Raw genomic sequence first — 11,070 nt, 5'->3', positions numbered from 1 at the left:
CGGGGCTGGGTGGGGCTCAGGTGCGCAGGACTTCCACGTCGTCGGCGGTGCGGGGCTTCGACTTGCCCAGGCGGCGGCTGCCTTGGGCGGTGATGAGGAAATCCTCCTCGATGCGCAGGCCACCGAGGTCGCGGCAACCCTCGAGTGCGTCGAAGTTGATGAACTCGAGGCAGCGGCCTTCGCTGCGCCACCGGTCCATCAGGCCGGGCATGAAGTAGAGCCCAGGCTCGACGGTGAGCACGAAACCTTCCTGCAGTTCGCGGCCCAGGCGCAGGGATTTCAGCCCGAACTGGGTGCTCTTGGGGCGGCCCTCGTAGCCCACCCAGACCTCGCCCAGGTTCTCCATGTCATGTACATCCAGGCCCATGAGGTGGCCCAGCCCGCAGGGGAAGAAGAGGGCGTGGGCGCCCGCGGCCACCGCCGCATCCACATCGCCTTTCATGAGGCCCAGATCCTTCAGGCCCGCGGTCAGGGTGCGGCAGGCCAGCAGGTGGACGTCGCGGAAATTCACGCCGGGCCGCAGGGCATCCACGGCCGCGAGAAACGCCTTCAGCACCAAGTCATAGAGCTCACGTTGGCGGGTGGTGAAGCGGGGCGAAACCGGGAACGTGCTGGTGAGGTCTCCGGCATAGCCGCCCGGCGTTTCCGCACCCGCATCCAGGAGGAAGAGCTGGCCCGCTTCCAGGGCGTGATGGTAGTGGTGGTTGTGCAGCACCTCGCCATGGATCGTGGCGATGACCGGATAGGATAGGCCGCAGCCCGCTGCCTGCGCGAGCTCGGTGACGCGGGCCGCGATATTGGCTTCCTTCAGGCCGGGGCGGGCCATTTGCATGGCCGCCAGGTGCATGTCCACGGAGAGGTCCACCGCGCGCTCGATCTCGGCCACCTCGTCCGCCGACTTCCGGATGCGCAGCTCGGCCACGGCCTGGATGAAGGGGATGGACACCGCAGCGCTCTGCGCGACCGGCGCCAGCCCCAGCAGCCCCTGCAGCTGCAACCGGTGCTCGGCGCGGTAGGGCGGCAGGAAGTGGATGGGCCGTCCGGCCTGCCGCGCCCGGCCCAGATACTCACCCAGGGCTCGGAGTCCCGCCGTCTCGGAGATGCCAGCGCCCTCCGCCTGCTCCTTCAGGGTGGGCTGAGGGCCGGTCCAGACGAGGTCGTCGATGGTGGCATCCTCGCCGAAGAGGATCGTCCGCCCCTCATCCAGATCCAGCACCAGCGCGCAGCCGGCGCGGGCGATGCCCGCGAAGTAGAGAAAGGTGCTGTCCTGCCGGAAGGGATAGGCGTTGTCCCCATAGTTCATGGGGCTTTCGTCGTTGCCCAGCAGGAGCAGGAGGCCCCGCTCCATGCGTGCCTGCAGCCGGTTCCGTCGTTCGGAGGTGGGATGGGCGCTGGGCATCAGGAACCTCACAGAGCAGGTATTGATATCTAATATATCAGCTTGAAGATTTCGGCCCCAAAAAAATGATCTCCAAGTAAACAGGCAGGAGCAAGGGGGGGGGGGGGGAACCAGCAGAGGGAAATCAACACCCGGCCGAAACGTCGCGGACCGCGCTGGCGCTTCGGCCGGGTGAATGGTCCTACTTCAGGCCCACGCCATAGCAGTATTCGTAGTCATTGCCGCCGTTCATGGGCAGGGCTGTCTTGAAAGAAGAAAAGAGCAGCGAGTGATCCAGGAAGGTCACGAAGACATCCCGCTGGTAAGTGATTCCATTGGCCGTGGTGGTGTAGCGCAGGGTGAAGAGCCCGTTGCAGGGATCTGCCAGCTTCCCCGCTCCTTGCAGGTAGGCTGCGTCCGCCAGGGGAATCAGCTGTGCGGTGATGAAGGGGGCGCTGCCATCGCTGATCTGCACAAGGCCCGTGGCGCTGATATCGATGGTGGCGCTCCACAGCCAGCCCGGCGTGGTGGAGGTTTCCACGTTGCCCATGCCCGTGTGGGCGCCCACTTTGCGGTAGGCGATGGACTTGTAGCTGCCTGCGTAGCTCGCCAGGAAATCCTTGGTGGCCGCCTTGTTGAGAGAGACGATGCCGCCGTTGGGCGTATCCACAGCGAAGAAGCCACCCGTGGTTCCGAAGATGTAGTCGAACTTCCCGCCGTCGTCAGGGACCTTGAGGAAGGAGCCGCTCGGATCCGTCAGGATGGCGCTGCCGGTCACGGGACTGCCGGTATGGAAGGCACCGCTGCCGCTCTGTTCACCGTAGGGCCAGAAGCTTTCGATGGCCACATCGCCCGAGCTGTTGATCTTCAGGGAACCCACTTCCACACCACCGGAATTGGTGCGGAACTGCATGTAGTTGTAGCTGCGGTTGCTGATGGAGACACGGGTGATGGGCTGGGTCTGAATGGCGGTGATGAGCGATGGGGTGGCATGATCCGCCCCCGTCTTGTTGGCCTTGATGATCAGGGCGTATCCGGGCACTTCATAGGCGGTCTGGAGATTCCCCGTGGGATCGGTGATGGCATAGGTGCCATCGGCATTGGTGGCGTAGGAAACCGTGCCGCTGTCGCCATTGGAGAGGTTCTTGTACTGGATGGTGTGGGCCGTGGCATCCAGGGTGATTTGGAGAAAGTCGCCCACGCTGGCCGTGCCGCTGTAGGCGTTCACGGTGGGCGTGGCCACGGGAGGCGGAGCCGCAGGCGTGGTGCTCACGGTGGACCCACCGCCGCCACAAGCCACGAGGAGCAGGGCCAAGCAGGAGACACTCAGAAGGACAGAACGGCTCGACATGGCGGAGCTCCTGGATGGTCCAGACACGTGCCCGGATGGTTCCAGTCCTTGTCGTGCTCTGAGTCAACGGACTAAAGCGATCTTTTGAGACGCTGCAACCCATTCACTCATAGGCAGTTGCCATTTCGAGTTCGAGTCTCGTCGACAGGTTCAGGCGCGCCTGTGAACTTTGTGCACGCTGGCCTGGTCCACGCACTTCACCAGGATCTCATCGATGTTCACGTGATCGGGAAGCATGAGGCACCAGCGCACACACTCGGCCACGTCGAAGGCCGAGAGGGGCTTCACGCCCTGGTAGACGGCCTTGGCCTTGGCATCATCCTTCATGCGCACGTTGGAGAACTCGGTCTCGGCCATGCCGGGATCCACGGACGTGACGCGGATCTGCTCGCCATTCACTTCCAGGCGGAGCGTCTGGGCCATGGCCTTCACGCCGAACTTTGAAGCGCAGTAGACACTGCCACCCTCGTAGGGTTGGTGACCGGCCGTAGAACCGATGAAGAACACATGGCCCCAGCCCGCCTTGCGCACATGGGGCAGGCCCGCGCGGATGGTCTTCACCACCCCTTCCACGTTGGTGCGCATCATCGCTTCCAGATCCTCGTCCGGCGTTTCCCACAGTTTGAAGGTGCCGCTGGCCAGGCCCGCGTTGGCCACCAGGACATGCAGCCCGCCCAAGCTTGTCGCAGCAGCCTCCACAAAGGCGTTCACGCTGGCGGTCTCACGCGTGTCCACGGCACCCGCGAAGGCCTTGATGCCATGGGCCTTCACCAGCTCATCCGCCAAGGCCTGCACCCGCTCCACGCGCCGGGCTCCCAACGCCAGGTGGCAACCATTCGCCGCCAGCAGACGGGCCATGGCTTCGCCGAAGCCGCTGGATGCACCAGTGATGAGGACAATGGGATGCTCGGGGCGCATGTTTACTCCTGATTCGGACCATTCGGACCATGGGGAACAGCTGATTCATCCACAGATTTCACAGATGCCACAGATTCTGTCCAGGAAAGCCCAGGAGTGCGACAGGACATCAGGTGCAGATGACCAGTCTGCCTCGATTCAATCTGTGGGAATCGGTGCAATCTCTGGATCCGTGCTTTTTCGAGGCGGCCCTACCGGAAGTTCCGGTGAAAGGCGCCGAGAGCTTCCACCACCTTCTGGATCTTTTCGGTGGGGGGCAGGATGGTGGTGCGGAAGTGGGCGGTGCCTTCAGCCTGGCCGAAGCCCGAACCCGGCACCACGCAGATGCCCGTCTGCTCCAGCAGGGCCATGGCGTATTCGAAATCCGTGCGGCCTGCGGGCAGCGTCACGCAGGGAAAGGCATACATGGCGCCGGCGATCACATTGCAGGTGATGCCTTCGACCTTGTTGAGCCCTTCGGCCAGCAGGATGGCGCGCTGCTTGAGGGTGTCGAGAATGCCCTTCTTCTCCGCGGCATACTGCGCGTAGGAGGGCATGCCCGGCTTGGGCGGGCGCACCATGGCGTAGGTGGCCGCCTGGCCCGCGAGGTTGGCGCAAAGGCTCACGCTCTGCAGCTTGAGGATCTGCGCCGCCACATCCTCGGGCACGTTGCGGTACTCGAAGTAGCCGCCCCGCACACCGCACTCGCCCAGGAAGCCCTTGGAGCAGGAGTGGAAGCTGAAGAGGGACACATCCTTGGCATCGGCCTGATGCAGCACCTTGGCGAAGGAGACGAATTCATCCCCCGGCAGGTAGATGTTCTCCTGGTAGACCTCGTCCGCCAGGATGGAGAGCCCATGGGCCTTGGCAAAGTCGATGATCATGGCGATGTTGGCTTCGTCCAGCACCGCACCCGTGGGGTTGCCCGGATTGATGACGCAGATGGCCTTCACATCGGTGCCCTCGGCCTTGGCCTTGGCCAGCGAAGATTCGAGCATGACCCGGCTCAGTTTCCAGCCGTTGGCCTCGTCCAGGTAGTAGGGCACCATGCGCCCTTCGTAGAGCGTGATGGTGGCCGAGTAGAGCGGGTACTGGGGGATGGGCACCATGATGCCGTCGGTGGGCTTGCCAATGAGCAGGCGCAGGATGGTCTGCACGCCCTTGCTGGCGCCATCCGTGAGGAAGATGGCATCAGGGTCGACGCCGATGTGGTCGCGCTCCAGGATGAACTCGGCCACGGCCTCGCGGATGAAGCGCACGCCGCGGCTTTCGCTGTAGGCGCCCAGGCCGTGCTTCGAGCCGCCAAGGATGGCCTTGGCGGTTTCCACCACATCGGAAGGGAAGACGCCGGGCGCCAGATCCATGAGTGCGGGGTACTCGCAAAGCGACAGGATCTGCCGGTTCCAGGTCAGCGCCTTCTGCCCCAGGGACTGGGGGTTGCCGATGTTGCAGTAGATGATCTCGCGCCCCTGCTTCTCCAGCTCCGCAGCGCGCGCCACGATGGGTCCCCGGACCGCGTACTCGGTCTCAAGAACGGCTTTTCCAAGATCGGTCAATCGAATGGTCATGGGGTCGCTCCAAGGCATAACTTTACCCCGGGATCACCTGCGAACCGGCCCCATCCTACTTTGTGTCAAGAGAGCTTTCCCGCGGTGCGGTGGATAGACTGGGAGTCATCTCCCCTTCAAGCCACCCCCCACTCCTTTTCCTCAAGAGGCATGCATGCTTGGATTCGCCCTTTCTCCCGAACAACTGGCCGAGAAGGAACGCGCCCATTCCTTCGCGGAGAAGATCATCCGTCCCGTGGCCCGCAAATACGACGAGACCGGCGAGTGGGCCACAGACGTCTACAAGGCCGCCTTTGATTTCGGCTACCTGCAGGCGCTGGTGCCCAAGGACTGCGGCGGCCCCGGCAGCTCACAGATCGAGGAGGCCATCGTCTGCGAGGAACTCGCCTGGGGCTGTGGCGGTCTTTACACTTCGATCATGGCCAACGGCCTGGCCATGACGCCGCTGCTCATCGCCGCCAGTCCCGAGCAGAAGAAGAAGTGGCTGGGCATGATCGCCGAAGAGCCCAAGTTCGCGGCCTTCTCCCTGTCCGAGCCCAACGCCGGTTCTGATGCCGGGGGCATGAGCTGCCGCGCCGAGAAACGCGGTGACAAGTACATCATCAACGGCACCAAGTGCTATTGCACCAACGGCGGCTACGCCGACTGGTACGCACTGTTCTGCAGCACCGATCCCAGCAAGGGCGCCCGCGGCACCAGCTGCATCGTGGTGCCACGGGACACGCCCGGACTGGTGGTGGGCAAGGCCATGGACAAGATGGGCCAGCGCGCCAGCAACCAGGTGGAGCTCTACTTCAACGATGCCGAAGTGCCCGCCGAGAACATCCTGGGCAAGGAGGGCATGGGCTTCATCATCGCCATGAAGACGCTGGACCAGACCCGCGCCGCCGTGGCCGCGGGGGGCGTGGGCGTGGCCCGGGCCGCCTTCGAGATCGCCCTGGAATACGCCAAGACGCGCATCCAGTTCGGCCAGCCCATCTTCGCAAACCAGGCCATCAGCTTCATGCTGGCGGACATGTCCAAGAAGATCGAGGCCAGCCGCCTGCTCACCTGGCAGGCCGCCTGGATGACCGACAATGGCATCAAGAACTCGCGTCAGAGCGCCATCGCCAAGACCTTCGCCACCGACACCGCCATGGAAGTCACCACGGATGCCGTGCAGATCCTCGGTGGCAACGGCTACAGCAAGGACTACCTGGTGGAGAAGTGCATGCGCGACGCCAAGCTGCTGCAGATCTATGAGGGAACGAACCAGATCCAGCGGCTGGTGATCGCGAAAGAGATCCAGCAGGGAAACTGATCGTTAGGAAACGGACCACCAAGCGGGTCACGAGCGAACGCGCCTGAATGGCGCGTTCCGAGTGGGGACCCGCTGGTTCGTTCAAACCAACAGGTAGGCCACGCGCCTAATCGAAAATCCAGCAAGGCAACAATCCCGCGCCGATTAGGATGTCCATAGTCGATCCGGAACCCTTATGAGCAAACGTCTTCCCATCCCCGTGTGGACCCTCCTCGCGCCAGTGATGGCCTGGCTGCTGCTGGGCGGAACCGCGCTCGGCTGGGGTGGTCCATTTCGGGTGCTGGTGGCCCTTGGCCTGGTGGGCGGCATCCTCGCCGCGGTCCACCACGCGGAAGTGGTGGCTCACCGGGTGGGTGAACCCCTGGGCACGCTGGTGCTGGCCGTGTCCGTGACCGCCATCGAGGTGGCCCTCATCGTCTCCCTGATGCTGGCGGGCGGGCCCGATGCCCCGGCCCTGGCGCGCGATACGGTCTTCGCCGCCGTGATGATCATCCTCAACGGGATCGTAGGGCTCTGCCTCATCGTCGGCGGGGCCCGCTTCCGGGAGCAGCGCTTCGGCCTCTATGGCGTGAGCGCCTCTATGGCGTGAGCGCCTCTATGGCCACCCTCGGCGCCATCGCCGTCCTCACCCTGGTCCTGCCCAACCACACCACCAGCCACCCCGGGCCCGTCTACTCCAGCAGCCAGCTGGCCTTCGTGGCCCTCGTCTCCGCCGGTTTGTATGGTGTATTCGTGCTGGTCCAGTCGGTGCGGCACCGCGAGTATTTCCTGACGCCAACCACCTCGGATGATGGGGATGAGCTTCCCGCTCACCCCGCCACCAACGGTGCCGCTCTCCTGAGCGCTGGCCTCTTGCTGGCCTGCCTCGGAGCCGTGGTGCTTCTGGCCAAGGCGCTGGCACCCAGCATCGAGGCCAGTGTGGCGGCGGCGGGTGCGCCCAAGTCACTGGTGGGCGTCATCATCGCCGGGGTGGTGCTGCTTCCCGAGGGCCTGGCCGCCTTCCGGGCCGCGCGGATCAACCGGCTGCAGACGAGTTTGAATCTGGCGCTGGGCTCGGCCCTGGCCAGCATCGGGCTCACCATCCCCGCCGTGGCCATCGTGTCCATCACCACCGGCATGCACCTCACCTTGGGCATCGATTCCAAATCCACGGTGCTGCTGCTGCTCTCGCTGTTCGTCACGGGTCAATCGCTGGGAACGGGGCGCACCACGGTGATGCAGGGGGCTGTGCTGCTGGTGCTCTTTGCCACGTATCTGTTCACCACCATCGTTCCCTGAATGGGAGTCTGGTCCAAATTTTGGGTCTTGAAGACCCCATGGCTGGATCCTAGAATCCCCTTCACCCCCCATCTTTTTCAGTTTGAGCGCCGCGAATGAGGCGGATCCTCCCCGGATCCCTGAACATGCTCGGAGCGCAAGCCCCCGTGATCCGCATGCCTGGTGCGTATCGCGCGATCAACCTCCAGGCGCGTGGGGACGCACCCCCGGAAAGAAAGGTCATGTCCGAAGGCACTGTGAAGTGGTTCAACGCCGAAAAGGGTTTCGGCTTCATCACCCCCGATGAAGGCGGAGCCGACATTTTCGTCCATTATTCCGCCGTGCAGGCCAAGGGCTTCCGCACGCTGGAAGAAAAGCAGCGCGTCAGTTTTGACATCGTTCAGGGACCCAAGGGGCCTCAAGCCGCCAACGTCGTCAAAGCCTGAGCGGCCCCGGTCGTCATCGCCCCCTGGCGATTCCCCGCGGACCAGGGAGGGGCTCATACTCGTCTCATGCTGATTCACCGCGCCTGGGTGCCCAGGATCCTCCTGATCCTGCTGATGACCGCAGCGGCGGTGACTGGCGTGGGCCTTTTGACCGCGCTCCCAGAAGGCCTGTCCTTTCCATCGGCCCTGGCCCTCACGCTTGGCATCATGGGTCTGGGAGCCTGGCTGGGCATTGCCGCCCGGAGCCGTTGGGTGGATCGCCCCCGGTTGATCAGGGCTGAGTGCCGGTGGGCCCAGGGCGATCCGACCTACGACATCCTCGGCGCCTTGGGAACCCCGGTCTGGAACCGGGGCGAGACCAGTTATCAGATGCTCCTGCTGAAGAGCACCCTCCACCTGGCCCTGGGTCAGCGGGACCGCGCCTGGCTGGTGGCCCTGGAAGCCCAGCTGGCCAGGCTTCCCCTCTGGAAAAGCCTGCTGGTTTCCAGGGCCTTCCAGAAGGTGCCGGGCATTCCCGGGGACCAGCGGCTGGCCTGGGGACAACGCCTCATGCGGCTTGCGCCAGAGATGGGTCGACTGAGGCACCTGCAGGGCATCCTGTTGCTGCGAGTGGCAGAACCTGCCGCGCTGCACCAGGCCTGGATCCACTTCGAGGCGGCCCTTCCCCGTTCATGGGACGACCCCCTTCTGCTGGAAGACCTCATGCTCGCGGGACTTCAGCATGGCAAAGAGGATGTGGCCGAGCGCGCGCTGACCATCCTGATGAGCCGCCACGGCGACCCGCGGATTCCCTGGGATCGCGGTGCGGCCGCCATGCATCTGCTGCGAAACGCCCGCCATGCCGAAGCCCTGGCCCTGGTTCAGGCCCTGCCACCAGACTGTCGGCCCCATCCCCTGCACTGGCTGGCGGAAACCGTATCCCGCCGCCAACTGGGCGACCGGGACGGCGCCTGGCGGGTGATCGAAACGGCCCTTCAGCACCTCCCCACTGCCTTCCGACTCTGGATGGAGCGCTACCAGATCGCGCTCGAACTGCACCGTGACGCGGACGCCCTGCAAACGCTGGAGCGGGCCTGGCTCACCATCCCCGAGGGCGAGGAGGGTCACTCTTTGCGACAGGAGTGGCACCTGCGCCGAGCGGAGTTTGCGTTCTGGTGGGAAGACCGCCCGGCCTTCGCCCGGGAATTGCTTGATGAAGTTCCCCCCGAGTTGCAGGGTGATCATCATCCCCCCCTGCGTCTGCAGATCCAAGTGGCCGAGGGCGACTATGAGGCCGCCTACACCGAGGTGCTCGCGCTTCTGAAGCGACAGCCAGAGGACGTGGATCTGCTGCTGCTGCAGGCGGACTGCCTGGCCGGCATGACCGCCTGGGAGGCCCTCCTGCCCTATCTGGATGGCCTCGGAGAGGCCTGCCGCGAACGCCCAACATACTGGCATCTTCGCGGCCTATGCCGTGCCCACCAGGGAGAGCCCCTGCCCGCCCGCCAGGATCTGGAACGGGCCGTTCGCATGGATCCCCACGACCTTCGCTTCCTTCTGGATGCGGGCCACGCCTGCGCTGAGCTCAGCGACTGGGATCGGGCCGAGAGCCACTGGCGGCAAGCCCTCCAGGTGGACGCCCAGGCTGAAGAAGCCCTCATCCACCTCGCGGATGCAAGGCGAGAACTGGAAGACCTTGATGGCGCCCGCCGCTACCTGCGGGAATGCCTGCTCCATCATCCAGAGAGCGTGGAGGCCCAGAACCGTCTGGCAGAACTCGAAGCCAACTAGGCTGGGATGTCACCCTTGAGGAGCGCCAACTTGGTATCGTACCGGGCCTGCATGTCCGGGAGCGCCCATTTTCGGGCCTTCTCCAGTGACTTGATGGCTTCCTTCCGCTGCCCCTGAGCCAAGTTGATGCGAGCCTGAATCAGATAGAAATCCGATTCCTGGGGCATCAGCTTGATGGCCTGTTTGATGCGTTTCTCCGCCTCTTCCCATTGGCTATCCTGGAACGCTTCCTCGGCAAGGAAAGCATTGAAGTAGGGATCCTTCTTCCGGATCTCCAGCCCCCGGTCACGGTAGACCTGAGCTTCCGCCATGCGGCCTTGAGCCCTCAACAGGTTTTCCAGATTGCCGCAGGGGGCGCCATCTTTCGGGTCGGCTTGCAGGGCCTTGAGAAAGGACTTTTCAGCCTCCACCTCGAACCCCTGACTTCGCTGGACCACGCCAAGGATGTTCCATCCCACGCCTAGAGAAGGATCCACTTGGATGGATTGCTTGGCGTTGGCCAAAGCTTCGTCTGTCCGTACCTCGGCCAACAACTCCACAGCCCTGTTGCTGTGGAAGAGGGCCAGAACGCGCTTCGGTTCCAGAATGGCGATCAACTGAGACTCCCGTCGTACCTCGGGCAGAAAATCCGCGATGAATTCTTGCCCGACGCCTGCGGATACCACCGCAACGATGTGGCGCTCGTAACGCACTGTGGTGCCCACCCGCCGCCAGCGACTGATCCGAAGGGATTCGCCATAGCGTGCATCCAGATCAATGGATTTGCAGGCGGCCACATACAGCGTGGTGAGGGTGAGGCAGTTGGCCTTGCGATCCCGCCAGGCTTCGAGCGGCGTTCGCGTATATGCGTTGTCGTAGATAATGCCTAGGCCCCCTTCCTCCTGTGGCGCAAAAAAGGCCTTCACCAAAGCCGCGACCTTGCTTGGGGCCCCCTGTTGGCTGATGGTGTGCTGCCGTGCAAAGGCTCTCAGTTCCGGGGGTGCCTCGAACGGATCCTCCCCTGCCACCAGAAGGGCCGCGCCAAAGAGGAGAGCAAGCATTCGCAGGCGCACGGGTAAACTCCCGATCACAACATAGGTCTACGGACAGAGGTTTCAAGGGAT

10 protein-coding genes are annotated in these 11,070 nt (G+C 64.0%); 5 read left to right on the top strand and 5 right to left on the bottom strand.

What is annotated here, in order from left to right; translation table 11 throughout:
* Window positions 1–16: 16 nt before the first annotated feature.
* The 4 genes from Q9293_RS04430 to Q9293_RS04415 all read right to left on the bottom strand — a co-directional run bounded on the left by Q9293_RS04430 (window position 17) and on the right by Q9293_RS04415 (window position 5,194).
* Window positions 17–1,399: an aminopeptidase P family protein gene (locus tag Q9293_RS04430; protein WP_306250439.1), complete on the bottom strand. Its 1,383-nt coding sequence runs from the start codon at window positions 1,397–1,399 to the stop codon at window positions 17–19.
* A 181-nt stretch (window positions 1,400–1,580) separates the two neighbouring features.
* Complete coding sequence (locus Q9293_RS04425; protein WP_306250437.1) at window positions 1,581–2,729, bottom strand: hypothetical protein; 1,149 nt, start codon at window positions 2,727–2,729, stop codon at window positions 1,581–1,583.
* Window positions 2,730–2,879: 150 nt separating this feature from the next.
* Entirely contained in the window at window positions 2,880–3,647 is a 768-nt protein-coding gene (locus Q9293_RS04420) for an SDR family NAD(P)-dependent oxidoreductase (RefSeq protein WP_306250435.1), read from the bottom strand.
* A gap of 191 nt (window positions 3,648–3,838) precedes the next feature.
* On the bottom strand, window positions 3,839–5,194 hold the full coding sequence (locus Q9293_RS04415; RefSeq protein ID WP_306250434.1) for an aminotransferase class I/II-fold pyridoxal phosphate-dependent enzyme: 1,356 nt from the start codon (window positions 5,192–5,194) through the stop codon (window positions 3,839–3,841).
* Between the two features lie 154 nt (window positions 5,195–5,348).
* Here Q9293_RS04415 and Q9293_RS04410 point away from each other — a divergent pair, with 154 nt between their 5' ends.
* The 5 genes from Q9293_RS04410 (at window position 5,349) to Q9293_RS04390 (ending at window position 9,967) form a co-directional block, all read left to right on the top strand.
* Entirely contained in the window at window positions 5,349–6,494 is a 1,146-nt protein-coding gene (locus Q9293_RS04410; protein WP_306250433.1) for an acyl-CoA dehydrogenase family protein, read from the top strand.
* Between the two features lie 175 nt (window positions 6,495–6,669).
* The gene (locus tag Q9293_RS04405; RefSeq protein ID WP_306250432.1) at window positions 6,670–7,083 is read left to right on the top strand and encodes a hypothetical protein; all 414 of its coding nucleotides are present in this window, start codon (window positions 6,670–6,672) and stop codon (window positions 7,081–7,083) included.
* An 8-nt stretch (window positions 7,084–7,091) separates the two neighbouring features.
* Complete coding sequence (locus tag Q9293_RS04400; protein ID WP_306250430.1) at window positions 7,092–7,772, top strand: calcium:proton antiporter; 681 nt, start codon at window positions 7,092–7,094, stop codon at window positions 7,770–7,772.
* A 221-nt stretch (window positions 7,773–7,993) separates the two neighbouring features.
* A complete protein-coding gene (locus tag Q9293_RS04395) occupies window positions 7,994–8,197 on the top strand; it encodes a cold-shock protein (RefSeq protein ID WP_306250428.1) in 204 nt (67 codons plus the stop codon).
* Window positions 8,198–8,263: 66 nt separating this feature from the next.
* Window positions 8,264–9,967 carry a tetratricopeptide repeat protein gene (locus Q9293_RS04390; protein WP_306250426.1) on the top strand — a complete coding sequence of 568 codons (1,704 nt, stop codon included), beginning with the start codon at window positions 8,264–8,266 and terminating at the stop codon, window positions 9,965–9,967.
* Here Q9293_RS04390 and Q9293_RS04385 read toward each other — a convergent pair.
* Entirely contained in the window at window positions 9,964–11,019 is a 1,056-nt protein-coding gene (locus Q9293_RS04385) for a tetratricopeptide repeat protein (protein ID WP_306250424.1), read from the bottom strand. The two genes, Q9293_RS04390 and Q9293_RS04385, sit on opposite strands and share 4 nt — an antisense overlap.
* Window positions 11,020–11,070 lie beyond the last annotated feature (51 nt).

Source organism: Geothrix sp. PMB-07, from assembly GCF_030758935.1.
In the GTDB taxonomy this organism is placed as follows: domain Bacteria; phylum Acidobacteriota; class Holophagae; order Holophagales; family Holophagaceae; genus Geothrix.
Note: the sequence above shows the minus strand (reverse complement) of the source record. Positions and strands in the feature narration are given on the sequence as shown.

What these genes read in the sequence shown, in the direction of transcription:
- Q9293_RS04395 (WP_306250428.1), top strand. Translation starts at nt 7,994, where the DNA reads ATGTCCGAAGGCACTGTGAAGTGGTTCAACGCCGAAAAGGGTTTCGGC.
- Q9293_RS04405 (WP_306250432.1), top strand. Translation starts at nt 6,670, where the DNA reads ATGAGCAAACGTCTTCCCATCCCCGTGTGGACCCTCCTCGCGCCAGTG.
- Q9293_RS04400 (WP_306250430.1), top strand. Translation starts at nt 7,092, where the DNA reads ATGGCCACCCTCGGCGCCATCGCCGTCCTCACCCTGGTCCTGCCCAAC.
- Q9293_RS04425 (WP_306250437.1), bottom strand. Translation starts at nt 2,729, where the DNA reads ATGTCGAGCCGTTCTGTCCTTCTGAGTGTCTCCTGCTTGGCCCTGCTC.
- Q9293_RS04390 (WP_306250426.1), top strand. Translation starts at nt 8,264, where the DNA reads ATGCTGATTCACCGCGCCTGGGTGCCCAGGATCCTCCTGATCCTGCTG.
- Q9293_RS04415 (WP_306250434.1), bottom strand. Translation starts at nt 5,194, where the DNA reads ATGACCATTCGATTGACCGATCTTGGAAAAGCCGTTCTTGAGACCGAG.
- Q9293_RS04430 (WP_306250439.1), bottom strand. Translation starts at nt 1,399, where the DNA reads ATGCCCAGCGCCCATCCCACCTCCGAACGACGGAACCGGCTGCAGGCA.
- Q9293_RS04420 (WP_306250435.1), bottom strand. Translation starts at nt 3,647, where the DNA reads ATGCGCCCCGAGCATCCCATTGTCCTCATCACTGGTGCATCCAGCGGC.
- Q9293_RS04410 (WP_306250433.1), top strand. Translation starts at nt 5,349, where the DNA reads ATGCTTGGATTCGCCCTTTCTCCCGAACAACTGGCCGAGAAGGAACGC.